Source organism: Burkholderia anthina (genome assembly GCF_001547525.1).
Taxonomy (GTDB): domain Bacteria; phylum Pseudomonadota; class Gammaproteobacteria; order Burkholderiales; family Burkholderiaceae; genus Burkholderia; species Burkholderia semiarida.
The window spans coordinates 3,313,379-3,332,013 of sequence record NZ_CM003768.1; the positions used below are offsets into that span (position 1 = coordinate 3,313,379).

Below are 18,635 nucleotides of genomic sequence, written 5' to 3' on the forward strand. Positions count from 1 at the left end.
TGGTCAAATACAGGGTTTTCCACGAAACCGTAACAAACCAGCACGGCGAGGTCATATTTGGCGGGGCAGTCGAACCATCGAGCACACACGGCGCATGATGCAGGCCCGCGCGCGGCGCGCGATCACGCCGGCGCCGCGGCCCGCGTCGCGCGGGCGGCCCTCGCGGGCTGCCTGGCCGCGTGCTTCGCGCTGCCGGCCCATGCGAAGTACGACGTCGACATCGACGCGCCGCGCTCGATCCGCAAGCTCCTGAAGACGCATCTCGACATTGCCCGCTTCGCGAAGCGCGACGACATCAGCGACGACCAGTTCGACTTCCTCGTGACCGCCACGCCGCAGCAGGTGCGCGACCTGGCCGCGACGGCCGGCTATTTCTCGCCGATCGTGCGCACCGACGTGCGCACCCGCGACGGCAAGCGCGACGTGCGCATCGCGGTCGATCCGGGCAAGCAGACCGTCGTGTCGACGGTCGACCTGACGTTCAAGGGCCCCGTCGAAACCGAGGATCCGAAGCAGGAAACGGCCACGCGCTTCGCGTTCTCGATGAAGCCTGGCGACCCGTTCACGCAGTCCGACTGGGACGACGCGAAGAGCGCGGCGCTCAGGCAACTGCAGTCGCGCCGCTATCTCGGCGCGAAGATCGCGTCGTCCGAGGCGCGCATCGATCCGCGCACGCAGCGCGCGACGCTCGCGGTCGCGTTCGACAGCGGCCCGACGTTTACGATCGGCAAGGTCGACGTCGACGGCGTGCGCCGTTATCCGGAAAGGATCGTCACGAACGTCAATCCGCTGTCGGAAGGCGAGATCTACGACGTGCGGCGGATCGCCGAATTGCAGCGGCAACTGCAGAACACGCCGTACTACGCGAGCGTCGCGATCGACGTCGGCGACGATACGTCGAAGCCCGAGCGCACGCCCGTGCACGTGAAGGTCAGCGAATTCCCGTACAACAACATTCGCGGCGGCGTCGGCTTTGCCACCGATACCGGGCCGCACGTGCAAGGCTCCTATACGTATCTCGACACGTTCGGCGCCGCATGGCCGCTGACCGTGTCGGGCCGGGTCGACCAGATCCAGCAGTACGGGCAGGTCCAGCTGTCGATGCCGCCGGGCGAGCGGGGCTGGACCAACAGCGTGCTCGCGTCGTACACGAACACCAACGTGTCGGATACGCGCATCTACAGCGCGCGGGTCGGCGTGCAGCGTACGCGCACCGGCCAGTTCATCGACTATGCGTATTCGCTGATGTACTACCAGGACCGGCTCGACCAGAACGGCGCGGGGCCGACCACGAGCCGCGCGCTGGTGCCGCAGTGGGCGTGGACCCGCCGCAACGTCGACGATCCGCTGTTCCCGCGCTCGGGCAACCTGATTCACGCGGAGGCCGGCTTCGCGGTCAAGCACGTGCTGGCCGACGAAACCTTCATTCGCGGCTACGCGCGCGGGCAGCAATACCTGCCGATCGGCAAGCGCGACCTGTTCGTGTTCCGCGCGGAGCTCGGCGGCGTGTTTACGAGCGGCAGCTCGTCGGGCGTGCCGGCGTCGCTGCTGTTCCGCGCGGGCGGCTCGAATTCGGTGCGCGGCTACGGTTACCAGAGCATCGGTAACAGCGTCGCCGGCTCCGTTTTGCCGACCAAGTACCTGATGACGGGGACGGCCGAATACCAGCACTGGTTCAACCGCGACTGGGGCGCCGCGACGTTCTTCGACATCGGCACCGCGACCGATGCGTGGGGCGAGCGCGTGTTTTATCCGGGCGTGGGCGTCGGTGCGCGCTGGCGCAGCCCGGTCGGCCCGATCAACGTCGACGTCGCGTACGGCTTGCGCAACCATAGCGTGCGCCCGTACCTGACACTCGGCATCGCTTTCTGAACCTGTCGCCCTGTTCACGACGACACGCACGACGAACCGCATGACGAAGGACCCGAACGACACGCCGCCGCCTCACGATCCGGATTCGCCCGACGGCGCGCCCGATACGCCGCCGCGGCCGCCGCGCGCGCCGCGGCGCGGCCGCGCGTGGCGTGTTCTCGCGTGGACGCTCGTGTCGCTCGTGCTGCTCGTCGTGCTGGCGGCGGGGCTCGTGGTGGGGGCGGTGACGACGGAGCGCGGCACGCGGCTCGCGTGGCAGGCGGCCGGCAAGGTGCTCGGCACGCGGCTCGCGGGCACGCTCGACGGCGGCTCGCTCGCGACCGGCGTGCGCTTGCGCGGGTTCGCGTGGACGAGCCCCGACGGCACCGGCACCGAGGTTCGCATCGACCGGCTCGACGGCCGCTGGGCGCTGACGCGCGCGCCGTGGCGGCTGTCCATCGCGTATCTGCGCGCCGGCACGATCGACGTGCGGATCGCGCCGGGGCCGTCGACGCCGAGTACGACGCCGCAGAACCTGAGCCTGCCGCTGCAGGTGCGGATCGACGACCTGCGCGTCGATCGCCTCGCCATTCACGACGGCGGCTCGACGACGCAGCTCGACCATCTCGCGCTGAACGGCCGCAGCGACGGCCGTCACCATGAACTCGTGCTCGACGGCGTCGATACGCCGTACGGCGCGCTGACCGCGCGCGCGAAGCTCGACGGCGTGAAGCCGTTCGCGCTGACGGGCGAGGCGACCTACGCCGGCAAGCTGTCCGACGAGCCGGTCGACGCGCGGGCCCGTGTGTCGGGCTCGCTCGAAGCGCTCGTCGCCGACGTCGACGCGAGCGGGATGAAGCTGAACGGGCGCGCGCACGTCGAGGCCGCGCCGTTCGGCCCGGTGCCGCTCACGCGCGCGTCGCTCGCGTTCGACCACGTGAACCCGCAGGCGCTGTCGCCCGGCGCGCCCGCGGCCGATCTCGCGGTGCGCGCGGCACTCGCGCCGGTGAGCGCGCCGGCGGGCTCCGCGCCCGCGAAGGGCTTCGCGGTGACGGGCCCGGTGTCGATCGTCAACGCGAAGCCGGGCACGCTCGGCGACCATCTGCTGCCGGTGATCGACGCGCACGCGACCGTGCATCTCGACGCACACGCGCAGCGCATCGACGGCCTCGCGCTGAAGCTGATCCGCGACGGCAGCGTGACCGGCGGCGGTACGCTTGCGGGCGGCAAGGGCCGCTTCGACCTGAAGGTCGCGAACCTCGACCTGAACGCGTTCGTCGCCGAGCTGCGGCCGATGCGCCTCGGCGGCCCGCTTGGCGTGACGCTCGCGGGCGACGTGACGACCGTCGATTTCAACCTGAACGACCCGAAGCTCGCGCTCGGCGCGCGCGCCAAGGTCGCGCTGACGCGGCAGCAGACCGTGCTGACCGACACGCGCGTGACGGCCGGCAAGGGGCGCATCGACCTGACGGGCGTGTTCCGCCACGACGCGCATTCGACCTATGACGCGAAGGCGACGCTGACCGCGTTCGATCCGCTGCTGCTCGCCGCGGCGAGCGCGCCGAAGGCGGGCGGCGGCAACGCGCCGGCGAAGGCCGCCAAGGCGCCGGCCAAGCGCGGCGAGACGCGCGTGTCGGGCACGCTGACCGCGTCGGGCGGGTTCGCGCCGCAAGTGTCGACGAAGGCGACCTTCAAGCTCGCCGACAGCCTGTACGACGGCGTGCCGCTGACGGGCGCCGGCGTCGTGCAGCTCGCCGGCTCGCGGATCCTGCCGAGCAACGCGAACCTGTCGATCGCCGGCAACCACGTCGACCTGCGCGGCAGCTTCGGCGCACCCGGCGACCGGCTGCGCTTCGTCGTCGACGCGCCGCAGCTCGACCGGCTCGGCTTCGGCGTCGAAGGGCTCGTGCAGGCGCAGGGCGACCTGACCGGCAGCTTCGCGCATCCGAACGTGACGGCCACCTACAAGGCCGAGCACGTCGTCGTCGGTTCGAACCGGATCGGCACCGCGCAGGGCCGCGCGGACATCCGCGACGGCGCGCACGGCGCCCTCGTGTTCACGGCCGACGCGGCCGACATCGCGCTCGGGTCGTTCCAGTTGAAGTCGTTGCGCGCGAACCTCGACGGCACGCGCGCGAAGCACACGCTCGACGCATCGGCGCTCGGGGTGGCCGGCGGCCGCGTGATCGACCTGACGCTCGCGGCGAACGGCGGTGTGGTCGAGAACCGCGACGGCATGCGCTGGGACGGCACCGTCACGCGGCTCGCGAATCGCGGCACGCCGGCGCTCGCGCTGCAGGCGCCGCTGACGATATCGGCCGGCGCCGGCCGCGTGACGCTCGGCGCGACGCGGCTGACGCTCGAAGGCGCGGCGATCGACCTGAAATCATTCGTGTTCGATCGCGGCCAGATGCGCTCGGCGGGCGCCGTGACGGGCGCGTCGGTCGCGCGTTTCCTCGAGGTGCGCCAGGCGCTGACCGGCCAGCGGCCGCCGGTGCGGACCGACGTCGTGCTCGATGCCGACTGGGATTTCTCGCTCGGCGCGAACGCGACGGGCTACGTGCAGGTGAAGCGCCGCGGCGGCGACGTGACGATCGAGACCGGGCGCGGCATCGCGTCGCTCGGCCTGACCGACCTGTCCGCACGCGCGAGCTTCGCGCCCGGCAACCGGCTCAACGTGACGGCGCTCGCGAAGGCGAGCCGGATCGGCACGCTCGACGCGAACGTCGCGGTGCCGTTCGCGCTGCGCGACGGCGTGTTCGGCATCGTCGACGACGGTCCGCTGTCGGGCCGCATCGACGCCGACATCCCGGCGCTGAAGACGACCGGCAACCTGTTCGGGCCGAGCTACCTGCTCGGTGGGCGCGCGGCGCTGAAATTGACCGTCTCCGGCACGCCGGTGAAACCGAACCTGTCGGGGACGCTGACCGGCGACGAGCTGTCCGCGACGCTGATCGATCAGGGCGTGCAGTTGAAGGACGGCATCGTGCGCGTGAAGCTGTCGGACAACCTCGTCGAATTCCAGCAGGTCGAGTTCCACGGCGGCGACGGCACGCTGCGCGCGCTCGGCCGCGTGCGCCTCGACGGCGAGGCGCCGGACCTGACCGCGAGCATCGTCGCGGACAAGCTCGAACTGTTCGCGGCGCCCGACCGCAAGCTGTCGCTGTCGGGCAAGGCCACCGTCGCGAACGACGGGCCGCGCGGCGCGCTGTCGATCGACGGCAAGTTCATGGTCGATCGCGCGCTGTTCGACCTGCCCGAGCAATCGGCGCCGCACCTGTCCGACGACGTCGTGATCGTGCAGCCGGACGGCACGGTGCGCGGCGAGACGCCGACCGGCACCGCGGCCGCGAAGCCGAAGCCGGTCGACAACAAGCCGGCGCCGTCGCTGGCGCCGCGCGCGAACATCGACGTCGGCCTCGGCAACAACTTCCGCTTCAAGGGCCACGGCGCGGATCTCGGGCTGCGCGGCACGATCACCGTGATGAGCGCGCCGGGCGTGCCGCTGCGCGCGGTCGGCAACGTGCGCGTGACCGAAGGCTCGACGTACACGACGTTCGGCCGCAAGCTCGCGATCGAGAACGGCTTCTTCACGTTCAACGGCCCGGTGTCGAATCCGGGCGTGAACATTCTCGCGATGCGGCGCAACCAGGAGGTCGAGGCCGGTGTGCAGGTGGTCGGCACGATCCAGTCGCCGACGGTCAAGCTCGTGTCGGAGCCGAACGTCACCGACAACGAAAAGCTGTCGTGGCTGCTGTTCGGGCACGGTACCGACCAGGGCAACAACGTCGGCCAGCAGGGCGCGATGACGGCGGCGCTCGGGCTGCTCGGCAGCGTGACCGGCAAGCGTGTCGCACAGACTTTCGGTCTCGACGAGGTGTCGGTCGGCCGCAGCGAAGTCGGCCTGACCGATCCGCAGGTCGTGCTGGTGTCGAAGGCGATCAACGAGCGCTTCGTGCTCGGCTTCGAGCAGGGGCTGCAATCGGCGAGCAACGCGTTCAAGGCGACGATCAACCTGACGCGCTTCTGGTCGGTGTCGGCGTACGGCGGCACGTTCCAGGGTGTCGACCTGAACTACACGCGGCGCTTCGATCGGTGGTTCGGGCAGCGGTGAGGGCGGGCACGGCGTACCGGGCGACGATAAAAAAGCCCCGCACGATTCGACTCGTGCGGGGCTTTTTTGCGCCGGCAGCAGCGCGTTGCGCTTACTTCACGCGCATGCCCGGCTTCGCGCCGCTGTGCGGCTCGAGGATGTAGAGGCCCGGTTCCGCCTTCTCGTCGGTGGCCGACGCGGCGAGCACCATCCCTTCGGACAGGCCGAACTTCATCTTGCGCGGCGCGAGGTTCGCCACCATCACCGTCAGCTTGCCGACGAGTTGCTCGGGCTGGTACGCGGACTTGATGCCCGAGAACACGTTGCGGGTCTTTTCCTCGCCGACGTCGAGCGTGAGCTGCAGCAGCTTGTCCGAGCCTTCGACGGCCTGGCACGCGACGATCTTCGCGATGCGCAGGTCGATCTTCGCGAAATCGTCGATCGAGATCGGCGCGTCGTCGGCGCCGTTCACGGCGGCCGGCTTCGCGTTCGCCTTGGCGTTGTTCTTCGCGTCCTTCGCGGCGTTCGCGCTCGCGGCGGCCGCACCCGTTGCCGCGGCCTGCAGCGAATCGCGGTTCGCGGCCAGCAGCGCTTCGATCTGCTTCGCATCGACGCGCGTCATCAGGTGCTGGTACGCCTTGATCGGCTGCGCCGACGACAGCGGCTTCGCGGCATCGGCCCACGCGAGCGGCGCGATCCCGAAGAACGCTTCGACCGCTTCGGCGACGCGCGGTATCACCGGCTTCAGCGCGAGCGACAGCAGGCGGAACGCCTCGAGGCTCACGCTGCAGGTCTCGTGCAGCGCGACCGCGTTGGCCGGATCCTTCGCGAGATCCCACGGCTTCGCGCCGTCGACGTACGCGTTCACTTCGTCCGCGAGCTCCATCGTGTGGCGCAGCGCGCGGCCGTATTCGCGTGCTTCGTAGCTCGCGGCGATCTGCGCAATGGCATCGCGCAGCTTCGCGACGAGCGGATGGTTCATCGCGCTGTCCTGCACGCGGCCGTCGAAACGCTTGATCAGGAAGCCGGCCGCGCGGCTCGCGATGTTCACGTACTTGCCGACGAGATCGCTGTTCACGCGCGCCTGGAAGTCGTCGAGGTTCAGGTCGATGTCTTCCATCGTCGCGTTCAGCTTCGCGGCGAAGTAGTAGCGCAGCCACTCGGGGTTCAGGCCCGTGTCGATGTAGCTCTGCGCGGTGATGAACGTGCCGCGCGACTTCGACATCTTCGCGCCGTCGACCGTCAGGAAGCCGTGCGCGAACACGTTGGTCGGCGTGCGGTGGCCCGAGAACTCGAGCATCGCGGGCCAGAACAGCGTGTGGAAGTACAGGATGTCCTTGCCGATGAAGTGGTACTGCTCGGCCTTCGAGCCGGGGCGGATCCACGCATCGAAATCGACGCCGTTGCGCGCGCACAGGTTCTTGAAGCTCGCGTAGTAGCCGACCGGCGCGTCGAGCCACACGTAGAAATACTTGCCGGGCGCGCCCGGGATCTCGAAGCCGAAGTACGGCGCGTCGCGCGAGATGTCCCAGTCGGCGAGCTTGGCTTCGCCGGCGTCGCCGAGCCATTCGCGCATCTTGTTGGTCGCCTCGGGCTGCGCGAGGCCGCTCACCCATTCGCGCAGGAACGATTCGCAGCGCGGGTCGGACAGGCGGAAGAAGTAGTGCTTCGAGGTCTTGCGCACCGGCGTCGCGCCCGACACGACCGAATACGGGTTCAGCAGCTCGGTCGGCAGGTAGGTGGAGCCGCACACTTCGCAGCTGTCGCCGTACTGGTCCTTCGCGTGGCACTTCGGGCACTCGCCCTTGATGAAGCGGTCCGGCAGGAACATTTCCTTGACCGGATCGTAGGCCTGCTCGATTTCGCGTTCGGCGATCAGGCCGGCTTCCCGCAGCGCGAGATAGATCTTCTCGCTCAGCACGCGGTTCTCGTCCGAATCGGTCGAGTAGAAGTTGTCGAACGACACGCCGAAGCTGTCGAAGTCGCGCTTGTGCTCGGCCCACACGCGGTCGATCAGCTGCTTCGGGGTCAGGCCTTCCGCCTCCGCGCGCAGCATGATCGGCGTGCCGTGCGTATCGTCGGCGCCGATGTAGTAGACCTCGTGGCCATGCATGCGCAGCGTCCGCACCCAGATGTCGGTCTGGATGTACTCGACCAGGTGGCCGATGTGGATCTGCCCGTTGGCATAGGGCAGGGCGGACGTAACGAGGATCTGGCGGCCGCCTTGCGGCGCCGCAGCCTGCACGGAAGTGAGGTCGGATGCGGACATAGGGTCTGGAGAAGAACAGCGGGAAAAACGACGGGAAACTGCGATTCTAGCAGGGGCGCGGACCCGCGCGGCGAGCATGCGCCGCGACGGGGCGGCAGCGGGGACGAGGCCGCACGTGCGGCGTGCCCGGCCGTGTTGTGCTGCGCTGCAGCACGAATTCGGCGGGCAAAAAAAACCGGGGCGGATACGGCCCCGGAGCAACAACGACAAGAGGAGAATGGTGACGCGCCGGCAACACCAGCCGCGTACCGTAAATACTGACCACGGCCTGCGACAGAAGTTCGAAAATTTTTTCGATTTGTTACCGGCCCCGCCCAAAGCCTTGCCGGGCGGGGCTGTGCGGGCACGGTGCCCGCACGTTTCCCCTCGTGGTCGTGCTTACTGATGCTGTTGCGGCGCGCGCAGGTAGATCTCGACGCGGCGGTTCTGGGCGCGACCGGCTTCGGTCGCGTTGTCCGCGATCGGGTTCGACGGGCCCATGCCTTGCGCCGACAGACGACCGCCGTTCACGCCGCGCTGCACGAGCGCGTTCACGACGCTTTGCGCACGGTTCTGCGACAGCGTCTGGTTCAGCTGCGCCGAGCCCGTGCTGTCCGTGTAGCCGACGATCGACGCCGTCAGTTGCGGGTTCTGGTTCAGCGTCGTCGCGAGGTCGTTCAGCAGCGGCGTGAACGCCGGCGTGATCGCGTACTGGTTCGTCGCGAACGTGACCGAGCTCGGCACGTTCAGCTTCAGCGAGCCGTCCGGCTGCTCGGTGACCTGCGTGCCCGTCTGCGCCGCCGACGGCGCGAGCTTGTTCTTGATCGCTTGCCAGTTGTAACCCGTCACGCCGCCAACCAGTGCGCCGACGCCCGCGCCGATCGCCGCGCCCTTGCCGCCGCCGGCCAGTGCGCCGATCCCTGCGCCCAGCGCCGCGCCCGTGCCGGTGCCGACGGCCGTATTGTTGCCTTGCTGCGTGGCGCAGCCTGCCAGCAGTGCGCCGGCGAGTGCGAAGACGGACAGGCGAGTCGCGATTTTCATGTTCATCTTGGATTCCTCTCTTGGTTGAACGAGTCGACAACGACGACAAACAACAGTTATGGCTCCCTGCGCGGGCCGTCCGAAAAAGGAGGGCCGGCCTGCGCTCGCGGCAGCCGCCGAGGCGCTCGCATGCCCTGTCCGTCAGCGGGGCTGTTCGGGCGGGGCGACGCGTCAGCCTCTACAATATAGGCGGTGAGTGGCCGATTTGGCCCTATAGCATGCCGCACGCGAAGAGTGCGCCGGCTCGCGCGTTCGCGCAATGGCGTGCAACAGATTCTTTCACTTTTCCCGATTTTCGCAGCGTAATTTGATATTTTTTGACGTTTGCGCGCGAGAAAAACGTTTTCACGGAGTCTTGATGAGCATTGACCGGGCACAAGTCGACGCCGCGCTGGCGGCAGTCGTCGACCCCAATACCGGCCGCCCGTATGCGGCGAACAAGGGCGTGCGCAACGTCGCGATCGACGGCGACGTCGTGGCGCTCGACGTGGTGCTCGGTTATCCCGCGCGCAGCCAGCACGACGACGTGCGCGCGCGCGTCGCCGCGGCGCTCCAGGGCGTGCCGGGCGTGCGCGACGCACGCGTCGCCGTGTCGCAGGAAATCGTCGCGCATACGGTGCAGCGCGGCGTGAAGTTGTTGCCGAATGTGAAGAACATCGTCGCGGTCGCGTCGGGCAAGGGCGGCGTCGGCAAGAGCACGACGGCCGTGAACCTCGCGCTCGCGCTTGCGGCGGAAGGCGCGTCGGTCGGCATACTCGACGCCGACATCTACGGCCCGTCGCTGCCGACGATGCTCGGCATCCACGGCCAGCGCCCCGAGTCGCCCGACAATCAATCGATGAACCCGCTCGTCGGCCACGGCTTGCAGGCGAACTCGATCGGCTTCCTGATCGAGGAAGACAACCCGATGGTGTGGCGCGGCCCGATGGCGACGTCCGCGCTCGAGCAACTGCTGCGCCAGACCAACTGGCGCGAGCTCGACTACCTGATCGTCGACATGCCGCCGGGCACCGGCGACATCCAGCTCACGCTCGCGCAGCGCGTGCCCGTCACCGGGGCGGTGATCGTCACGACGCCGCAGGACATCGCGCTGCTCGACGCGAAGAAGGGACTGAAGATGTTCGAGAAGGTCGGGATTCCGATCCTCGGCATCGTCGAGAACATGAGCATCCACATCTGCTCGAACTGCGGCCACGAGGAGCACATCTTCGGCGCCGGTGGGGCCGAGCGGATGGCGAAGGATTACGACGTGAACGTGCTCGGCAGCCTGCCGCTCGACATCGCGATCCGCGAGCGCGCCGACAGCGGCACGCCGACGGTCGCGGCCGATCCCGAAGGCGCGCTCGCGCGTCGCTACCGCGACATCGCGCGCGGGGTCGCGCTGGCGATTGCCGAGCGATCGCGCGACATGACGTCGAAGTTCCCGTCGATCGTTGTTCAAAATACGTAAAACCCTTGCGGGGCGGGGCCTTACGCTGTTTACGGCGCCGCGAGGCGCGGTATCATGGCGACTTTTCCCGGGTCCCTTTACCCGCCCGGCGCGGCCGCCGTGTCAAACGGCCGCCAGCCGGCATGAGGATCGAATGAAACAACGACATCACGGCGTGCGCGCCGGCCGCGCGCGGCGCGCGCTGCTGGCCGCCGCCGCGCTGGGCCTGCTGGCCGGCTGTACCTCCTTTTCCTCGTCGCACGAAAAACGGGCCGACGCGCAGCTGCAGCCGACGGTCGGCTCGCAGGCGCGCGGCGCGGTGACATTCGTCGAGCGCCCGGACGGCGTGCAGGTCACCTACAACCTGGTCGGCCTGCCGCCGAACAGCGATCACGCGCTGCAGGTGCACGAACGCGGCGACTGCAACGCCGGCGACGGCTCGAGCGCCGGCCCCGTGTTCGCGCCGGCCGCCGACCGGCTGCGCGCCGGGGCGCGCGTCGCCGGCGATCTCGGCAACATCCATGCGGACGCGAACGGCGTCGCGGCCGGCTTCATCGTCGCGCCCGATCTGGCCCTCGATGGCGTGCGCTCGGCGATGAACCGGGCGGCGCTGGTGCACCGCGACTCGAGCGACCCGGCGTTCGCGCAGCATGGCGCGGGGCCCGCGCTGGCGTGCGGCGTGATCCGTTGACGGCCGCCGCGTGCGTGGCCCGATGATCGCGTAAAATGTGCGCCTTTCCCGGCCGCCGCTTCGCGGGTAAGGCCCCCACCGACTGTCACGCAGCGTTTCCAGGCGCCCTGAATATGCAACGACCCCAACGCTCACTTCGTTCGTTGTCCCCCGACGGGACGGCCAGCCGCCCACGGCCGGCTTTGCAAAGCCGGCCGGCTGCGCAGGCGCAGAGCGGTGCTCTGCGAATTCCCTGCTACGCCCTTGGGACGGCCCGGCGGAGGCTGGCATGAGCATCAAGTCCGACAAATGGATTCGGCGCATGGCCGAAGAGCACAAGATGATCGAGCCGTTCGTGCCCGATCAGGTCCGCGCGTCCGAGGACGGCCGCCGGATCGTCAGCTACGGCACGTCGAGCTACGGCTACGACATCCGCTGCGCGGACGAATTCAAGATCTTCACGAACATCAACTCGACGATCGTCGATCCGAAGAACTTCGACGAGGGTTCGTTTGTCGATTTCAAGGGCGACGTGTGCATCATCCCGCCGAACTCGTTCGCGCTGGCCCGCACCGTCGAATATTTCCGCATCCCGCGCACCGTGCTCACCGTCTGCCTCGGCAAGTCGACCTACGCGCGCTGCGGGATCATCGTCAACGTGACGCCGTTCGAACCCGAATGGGAAGGCTACGTCACGCTGGAATTCTCGAACACCACGCCGTTGCCCGCGAAGATCTACGCGAACGAAGGCGTCGCGCAGGTTCTCTTCTTCGAAAGCGACGAGGTGTGCGACGTGTCGTACGCCGATCGCGGCGGCAAGTATCAGGGGCAGCGCGGTGTCACGCTGCCGAAAACCTGATCTGGTTGCATAACGTCTCACCAGTTTCCGGGTGACCGCTGCGCGTGACGCGCCGCGGTCGTTCTTTTTGGAGAATCGCCCATGAAGTTTCGTTTCCCCGTCGTCATCATCGACGAAGATTTCCGCTCCGAGAACATCTCGGGCTCCGGCATCCGGGCGTTGGCCGAAGCGATCGAGAAGGAGGGCGTCGAAGTCCTCGGCCTCACGAGCTACGGCGATCTGACGTCGTTCGCGCAGCAATCGAGCCGCGCGTCGTGCTTCATCCTGTCGATCGACGACGACGAACTCATGCTCGGCGAAACCGGCCCGGACGGCGAGCTGCCCGAGCTCGCGACCGCGATCATCGAGCTGCGCGCGTTCGTCACCGAAGTGCGCCGCCGCAACGCGGACATCCCGATCTTCCTGTACGGCGAGACGCGCACGTCGCGCCATCTGCCGAACGACATCCTGCGCGAACTGCACGGCTTCATCCACATGTTCGAGGACACGCCGGAGTTCGTCGCGCGCCACATCATCCGCGAGGCGAAGGTCTATCTCGATTCGCTCGCGCCGCCGTTCTTCAAGGAACTCGTCAAGTACGCGGACGAAGGCTCGTACTCGTGGCACTGCCCCGGTCACTCGGGCGGCGTCGCGTTCCTGAAGAACCCGCTCGGCCAGATGTTCCACCAGTTCTTCGGCGAGAACATGCTGCGCGCGGACGTCTGCAACGCGGTGGACGAGCTCGGCCAGCTGCTCGACCACACGGGTCCGGTCGCGGCGTCCGAGCGCAATGCGGCGCGCATCTTCAGCGCCGACCACCTGTTCTTCGTGACCAACGGCACGTCGACGTCGAACAAGATCGTCTGGCATGCGACGGTCGCGCCCGGCGACATCGTGCTGGTCGACCGCAACTGCCACAAGTCGATCCTGCACGCGATCACGATGACGGGCGCGATCCCCGTGTTCCTCACGCCGACGCGCAACCATTTCGGCATCATCGGGCCGATCCCGCGCGACGAATTCAAGCCGGAGAACATCCGCAGGAAGATCGAGGCGAACCCGTTCGCGCGCGAGGCGATGCGCCAGAACCCGGACATGAAGCCGCGCATTCTGACGATCACGCAGAGCACGTACGACGGCGTCGTCTACAACGTCGAGATGATCAAGGACCTGCTCGGCGACCTGCTCGACACGCTGCACTTCGACGAAGCGTGGCTGCCGCACGCGACGTTCCACCCGTTCTACCGCGACATGCACGCGATCGGCGACGGCCGTCCGCGCACCGGCGCGCTCGTGTTCGCGACGCACTCGACGCACAAGCTGCTCGCGGGCATCTCGCAGGCGTCGCAGATCGTCGTGCAGGATTCGGAGAACCGCACGTTCGACAAGCACCGCTTCAACGAGGCGTACCTGATGCATACGTCGACGAGCCCGCAGTACGCGATCATCGCGTCGTGCGACGTCGCGGCCGCGATGATGGAGCCGCCGGGCGGCACCGCGCTCGTCGAGGAGTCGATCGCCGAGGCGATCGACTTCCGCCGCGCGATGCGCAAGGTCGACGCCGAATACGGCGACGACTGGTTCTTCAGCGTGTGGGGCCCGGACAACCTGTCCGAGGAAGGCATCGGTTCGCGCGACGACTGGATGCTGAAGCCGAACGACCACTGGCACGGCTTCGGCCCGCTCGCGGAAGGCTTCAACATGCTCGACCCGATCAAGGCGACGATCATCACGCCGGGGCTCGACGTCGACGGCGAGTTCGGCGAGACCGGCATTCCGGCCGCGATCGTCACGAAGTACCTGGCCGAGCACGGGATCATCGTCGAGAAGACCGGGCTGTACTCGTTCTTCATCATGTTCACGATCGGCATCACGAAGGGCCGCTGGAACTCGATGGTGACGGAGCTGCAGCAGTTCAAGGACGACTACGACAACAACCAGCCGCTGTGGCGCGTGCTGCCGGAATTCGTCGCGCAGCATCCGCGCTACGAGCGCGTCGGCCTGCGCGACCTCTGCACGCAGATCCACGACGTGTACCGCGCGAACGACATCGCGCGCCTGACGACCGAGATGTACCTGTCGGACATGGAGCCGGCGATGAAGCCGTCGGACGCGTTCGCGAAGCTCGCGCACCGCAAGATCGACCGCGTGCCGCTCGACGAGCTCGAAGGCCGCGTGACGAGCATCCTGCTCACGCCGTACCCGCCGGGCATTCCGCTGCTGATCCCGGGCGAGCGCTTCAACAAGACGATCGTGAACTACCTGCGGTTCGCGCGCGACTTCAACGAGCGCTTCCCGGGCTTCCACACCGACATCCACGGCCTCGTCGCGGAAGAGGTGAACGGCCGCGTCGAGTACTTCGTCGACTGCGTGCGCGACTGATGGCGACGCATGGACGAATCCGGACGATGCGCGCGGCGCTGGCCGCGCTCGTCGTCTGGGCGGCAGGATTGACGGGGCTCGCGGGCGCCGGTGTCGCCCATGCGGAAGTCGCGGCGGCCGACCCGATCGACGTCGCGATGCGGCAATGCCTCGCGCGGCGCGACCGGTCGTCGCCGGCCGGGCAGATCCAGTGCATGGGCGAGGCGCAGCAGCAGTGGCAGGCAGTGATGGACGGCGCGTACCAGCGCCTGTTGAAGGATGCGCCGGCCGACGCGAAGCGCGGCTGGCAGGACAGCCAGCGCCGCTGGCTCACGTGGCGCAAGGACGAGGTGCTGCTGCTGAAGGCCGTATACGACACGACGCGCGGCACCGCGTATGCGATGTCGAGCGCCGACTTGCAACTGCAGCCGGTGCGCGATCGCGCGCTGGCGCTGCGCGGGGCGGCCGATCGCTATGCGCCACCGCCCGCCGCCGTGCCGGTCGCGGCGACGAGCGGTGCGCAGGGCGGCGCCAAGCCGGCGAACGCGCCGCGCGAGCCGGCGCTGCGCCGCGTGCGGCCGTGTGCGCAGGATGCCGCGTGCGAGCACGCGCTGTTCGACCTGAACCGCTATTACCAGAAGCTGCGCCGCAAGATGCCCGCGCATTCGGCCGCGACGCTCGTGCGCGCGCAGCGCGCGTGGGTGGCGTTCCGCGATGCGACGGCGCCGCTCGTCGGCGAGGACGGGCGCGTCGACCTGATCGGCGCGCGCATCGCGACGATGAAGCGGCTGTCGGAGACGGCCGGCAACCGGTAACGGCTGCCGCGCCGCTGCCGAGCCGGCGACACGACAAAACGGGCACCCGAGGGTGCCCGTTTTGCATGGCGCGGTGTATCGCCTACGCCGGCTGCGACATGCCCTGCAGCCCGAACCACGACGGCACGAGCGCGAGCGCATCGTCGAGCGACGCGAGCACGTGCAGGCTCAGCGCGACGATCTCCGGCGTCGGCGCCTTCAGGTCGGGCACGGTGACGACCGCCGCGCCGGCGCCGGCGGCCGACAGCGCGCCGAAGTCGCTGTCCTCGAACGCGATGCACGCGTGGGCCGGCACGCCGAGGCGTTCGGCCGCGAGCCGGTAGACGGCCGGGTCGGGCTTGCCGCGCGCGACTTCGTCGCCGCCCGCGACCGCGCGGAAGAACGGCAGCACGCCGACCGCGTCGAGCCGCGCGCGGATCACGTCGCCCGCGGACGACGACGCGACCGCGCACGGAATGCCGGCCTGCGCGAGCGTGTCGAGCAGCGCAAGTGCGCCCGGCTTCAGCGGAAACTTCGGATGGGGCTCGGGGGCGGCGAGCCGTTCGCGCACGCGGATGCGCACCGCGTCGAACGTAGCGGGGTCGCCGATCAGCCGCGCGAGGATCACCTGGCCTTCGGCGAACGAGCGGCCGACGATCTGCAGGTAATCGATCTCGGTCAGCACGACGCCGTGCGCGTTCGACACGTCGATCCACGTGTTCATGATGGTCCGCTCGGAATCGACGAGCAGGCCGTCCATGTCGAAGAGCGCGGCGGAGAAGGTCATCGGGAGCATCCGTGAAGCGGTGAAGCGGGGAAGGCGACGAGCGGCACGATGGCCGCCCGAATGAAAAACGGACGCCGCGGGCGTCCGTCCGGAACCGCGGGCCGTTACTGGCCCAGCGCGGCGCGGGCAGCCTTGACGGCCGCACGCACCTGGTCGGGCGCGGTGCCGCCCGGGTGGTTGCGGCTCGCGACCGACCCTTCGAGCGTCAGGTAGCCGAACACGTCGTCGCCGATCAGGTGCGCGACGTTCGGCAGTTCCTGCTTCATTTCGTCGAGCGTCAGGTCGGCGAGGTCGATGCCTCGGTCGTCGCAGATCTTCACCGCGTGCGCGACGGCTTCGTGCGCGTCGCGGAACGGCAGGCCGCGCTTGACCAGGTAGTCGGCGAGGTCGGTGGCGGTCGAGAAGCCCTGCAGCGCGGCCGCGCGCATCGCGTCCGGCTTCACGGTGATGCCGGCAACCATCTCGGCGAAGATCCGCAGCGTGTCGGCGACGGTGTCGACCGTGTCGAACAGCGGTTCCTTGTCTTCCTGGTTGTCCTTGTTGTACGCGAGCGGCTGGCCCTTCATCAGCGTGAGGAGCGCCATCAGGTGGCCGTTCACGCGGCCGGTCTTGCCGCGCGCGAGCTCGGGCACGTCGGGGTTCTTCTTCTGCGGCATGATCGAGCTGCCGGTGCAGAAGCGGTCCGCGATGTCGATGAAGCCGACGCGCGGGCTCATCCACAGCACGAGCTCTTCGGAGAAACGCGACACGTGCGTCATCACGAGCGCCGACGCCGCCGTGAATTCGATCGCGAAGTCGCGATCGGACACCGCGTCGAGCGAGTTCGCGCAGATGCCGTCGAAGCCGAGCGTCTTCGCGACCGCGTGGCGATCGATCGGATAGCTGGTGCCGGCGAGCGCGGCCGCGCCGAGCGGCAGGCGGTTCACGCGGGTGCGGCAGTCGCGCATGCGTTCCGCGTCGCGCGTGAACATCTCGACGTACGCGAGCAGGTGGTGGCCGAACGTGACCGGCTGCGCGACCTGCAGGTGCGTGAAGCCCGGCATGATCGTGTCGGCGTTCTGTTCCGCGAGGTCGATCAGCGCGCCGCGCAGGTCGTTCAGCAGGCCGCCGATGCGGTCGATCTCGCCGCGCAGCCACAGGCGGATGTCGGTCGCGACCTGGTCGTTGCGCGAGCGGCCCGTATGCAGGCGCTTGCCGGCATCGCCGATCAGCGCGGTCAGGCGCGCCTCGATGTTCAGGTGGACGTCTTCCAGGTCGAGCTGCCATTCGAATTCGCCACGCTCGATCTCGCCCTTGATCTGCGCCATCCCGCGTTCGATCGCGGCCAGGTCGTCGGCGCTGATGATCTTCTGCGCGGCGAGCATGTTCGCGTGCGCGAGCGAGCCGGCGATGTCGACGAGCGCGAGGCGCTTGTCGAAAAACACCGACGACGTGTAGCGCTTGACCAGCTCCGACATCGGTTCCGAGAAGCGGGCCGACCAGGCCTCGCCCTTTTTGTGCAGTTGGGACGTCATGGCGATTCTTCGAAGGGGAGTTGGGCGGCCGTGCGCCGCCGAGGGAATCCCGCGATTCTAACATTCGCGGGCCGGCCGCCCGCGGCCGGCAGGGACCGCCGCGCTCAGTCGCGCACCAGCACGACGAGCTTCAGGTCCTCGCGGTGCGCGGGTTTCAGCGTGATCTGCTGGTACACGAGGCGGCCGTTGGCCGGATGGTCGAATTCGCGTCGCCCGCCTTCGCGCTCGAACACGTCCTGCGACGCCCAGTACTGCGCGAACGCGTCGCTGCCGGCCGTCAGCGCGTCGATCAGCGCGCGCGTCGGCGCGTCGGTCAGGTGGCGGATCGCGTCGGCGCGGAATTCGGCCGCGAGCCGCCGCGCGCGGGTTTCCCAGTCGACGATCAGCGTGCGTGCAGCCGGCGACATGAACGTGAAGCGCAGCAGGTTGCGGTCGTGCTCGCCGTCGAGCCAGCCGGAAAAGAGCGCGGCGGCCGGCGGGTTCCACGCGAGCGCGTTCCATTGGCGGTCGAGCACGTAGGCGGGCGTCGCGATCGCGGCGACGGTCGCGGCGAGCGTCGGCGGCAGGTCGCCGCCCGCGACGTCGGGCTCGGCCGGGTCGCGCTGCGCGGCCAGCTCGAACAGGTAGGCGCGTTCGGCCTTCGACAACTGCAGCGCGACGGCGATCCGGGCGAGCGCGTCGGCGGAGGCCGACACGGGCCGGCCCTGTTCGATCCACGTGTACCAGGTCGGGCTCACGCCGCACAGTTGCGCGACTTCCTCGCGCCGCAGCCCCGGCGTGCGGCGGCGCGGGCCGGGCGGCAGGCCGACGGCCTGCGGCGACAGCCGCTCGCGATGGGCGCGGATGAATTCGCCGAGCGCGCGGGCGGGCGTGGCGTCGAGCGGCGGGACGAGGGCGGAGGACGGCTGGTTCATGCGGAAACGGCGAAGTGGAAGCGAAGACGCGGCAACGATCGAACGATCAGGCAGGTGGATCGAATACCAGAATAACTGCTTAACTTGTACTGGTA

General features: G+C 68.9%; 12 protein-coding genes. 7 read left to right on the forward strand and 5 right to left on the reverse strand.

Annotated features, from left to right (window positions below; genetic code table 11):
- Nucleotides 1-57: 57 nt before the first annotated feature.
- The gene (locus WS64_RS15170; protein ID WP_060966785.1) at nt 58-1,872 is read left to right on the forward strand and encodes an autotransporter assembly complex protein TamA; all 1,815 of its coding nucleotides are present in this window, start codon (nt 58-60) and stop codon (nt 1,870-1,872) included.
- A 40-nt stretch (nt 1,873-1,912) separates the two neighbouring features.
- On the forward strand, nt 1,913-5,965 hold the full coding sequence (locus WS64_RS15175) for a translocation/assembly module TamB domain-containing protein (RefSeq protein ID WP_060966786.1): 4,053 nt from the start codon (nt 1,913-1,915) through the stop codon (nt 5,963-5,965).
- A gap of 91 nt (nt 5,966-6,056) precedes the next feature.
- Here the strand turns inward: WS64_RS15175 and metG are convergent, their stop codons facing one another.
- Nucleotides 6,057-8,213, reverse strand: a complete 2,157-nt coding sequence (metG, locus tag WS64_RS15180; protein ID WP_060966787.1) for a methionine--tRNA ligase — start codon at nt 8,211-8,213, stop codon at nt 6,057-6,059.
- 378 nt (nt 8,214-8,591) lie between these two features.
- Complete coding sequence (locus tag WS64_RS15185; protein ID WP_059576687.1) at nt 8,592-9,239, reverse strand: YiaD family glycine zipper/OmpA-like lipoprotein; 648 nt, start codon at nt 9,237-9,239, stop codon at nt 8,592-8,594.
- A gap of 352 nt (nt 9,240-9,591) precedes the next feature.
- Between WS64_RS15185 and apbC the strand changes: the two genes are divergently transcribed.
- The 5 genes from apbC (at nt 9,592) to WS64_RS15210 (ending at nt 15,346) form a co-directional block, all read left to right on the forward strand.
- Nucleotides 9,592-10,683 carry an iron-sulfur cluster carrier protein ApbC gene (gene apbC / locus WS64_RS15190; RefSeq protein ID WP_059646323.1) on the forward strand — a complete coding sequence of 364 codons (1,092 nt, stop codon included), beginning with the start codon at nt 9,592-9,594 and terminating at the stop codon, nt 10,681-10,683.
- 133 nt (nt 10,684-10,816) lie between these two features.
- Entirely contained in the window at nt 10,817-11,353 is a 537-nt protein-coding gene (sodC, locus tag WS64_RS15195; RefSeq protein ID WP_059576681.1) for a superoxide dismutase [Cu-Zn], read from the forward strand.
- 268 nt (nt 11,354-11,621) lie between these two features.
- Nucleotides 11,622-12,191, forward strand: coding sequence for a dCTP deaminase (gene dcd / locus WS64_RS15200; RefSeq protein ID WP_006398615.1), 570 nt, complete (start codon nt 11,622-11,624; stop codon nt 12,189-12,191).
- Between the two features lie 81 nt (nt 12,192-12,272).
- On the forward strand, nt 12,273-14,552 hold the full coding sequence (locus tag WS64_RS15205) for an arginine/lysine/ornithine decarboxylase (RefSeq protein WP_060966788.1): 2,280 nt from the start codon (nt 12,273-12,275) through the stop codon (nt 14,550-14,552).
- Nucleotides 14,552-15,346, forward strand: coding sequence for a lysozyme inhibitor LprI family protein (locus WS64_RS15210; protein ID WP_059646326.1), 795 nt, complete (start codon nt 14,552-14,554; stop codon nt 15,344-15,346). Before WS64_RS15205 ends, WS64_RS15210 begins: the two co-directional genes overlap by 1 nt.
- Before the next feature lie 82 nt (nt 15,347-15,428).
- Here the strand turns inward: WS64_RS15210 and WS64_RS15215 are convergent, their stop codons facing one another.
- From WS64_RS15215 to WS64_RS15225, 3 genes are all read right to left on the reverse strand, one after another.
- Entirely contained in the window at nt 15,429-16,112 is a 684-nt protein-coding gene (locus tag WS64_RS15215) for an HAD family hydrolase (protein WP_060312128.1), read from the reverse strand.
- 104 nt (nt 16,113-16,216) lie between these two features.
- A complete protein-coding gene (gene argH / locus WS64_RS15220) occupies nt 16,217-17,626 on the reverse strand; it encodes an argininosuccinate lyase (protein WP_060966789.1) in 1,410 nt (469 codons plus the stop codon).
- A gap of 104 nt (nt 17,627-17,730) precedes the next feature.
- Nucleotides 17,731-18,540 carry a helix-turn-helix transcriptional regulator gene (locus WS64_RS15225; protein WP_060966790.1) on the reverse strand — a complete coding sequence of 270 codons (810 nt, stop codon included), beginning with the start codon at nt 18,538-18,540 and terminating at the stop codon, nt 17,731-17,733.
- Nucleotides 18,541-18,635: the final 95 nt, after the last annotated feature.

What these genes read in the sequence shown, in the direction of transcription:
- dcd (WP_006398615.1), top strand. Translation starts at nt 11,622, where the DNA reads ATGAGCATCAAGTCCGACAAATGGATTCGGCGCATGGCCGAAGAGCAC.
- argH (WP_060966789.1), bottom strand. Translation starts at nt 17,626, where the DNA reads ATGACGTCCCAACTGCACAAAAAGGGCGAGGCCTGGTCGGCCCGCTTC.
- metG (WP_060966787.1), bottom strand. Translation starts at nt 8,213, where the DNA reads ATGTCCGCATCCGACCTCACTTCCGTGCAGGCTGCGGCGCCGCAAGGC.
- apbC (WP_059646323.1), top strand. Translation starts at nt 9,592, where the DNA reads ATGAGCATTGACCGGGCACAAGTCGACGCCGCGCTGGCGGCAGTCGTC.
- WS64_RS15185 (WP_059576687.1), bottom strand. Translation starts at nt 9,239, where the DNA reads ATGAACATGAAAATCGCGACTCGCCTGTCCGTCTTCGCACTCGCCGGC.
- WS64_RS15210 (WP_059646326.1), top strand. Translation starts at nt 14,552, where the DNA reads ATGGCGACGCATGGACGAATCCGGACGATGCGCGCGGCGCTGGCCGCG.
- sodC (WP_059576681.1), top strand. Translation starts at nt 10,817, where the DNA reads ATGAAACAACGACATCACGGCGTGCGCGCCGGCCGCGCGCGGCGCGCG.
- WS64_RS15215 (WP_060312128.1), bottom strand. Translation starts at nt 16,112, where the DNA reads ATGACCTTCTCCGCCGCGCTCTTCGACATGGACGGCCTGCTCGTCGAT.
- WS64_RS15175 (WP_060966786.1), top strand. Translation starts at nt 1,913, where the DNA reads ATGACGAAGGACCCGAACGACACGCCGCCGCCTCACGATCCGGATTCG.
- WS64_RS15225 (WP_060966790.1), bottom strand. Translation starts at nt 18,540, where the DNA reads ATGAACCAGCCGTCCTCCGCCCTCGTCCCGCCGCTCGACGCCACGCCC.
- WS64_RS15205 (WP_060966788.1), top strand. Translation starts at nt 12,273, where the DNA reads ATGAAGTTTCGTTTCCCCGTCGTCATCATCGACGAAGATTTCCGCTCC.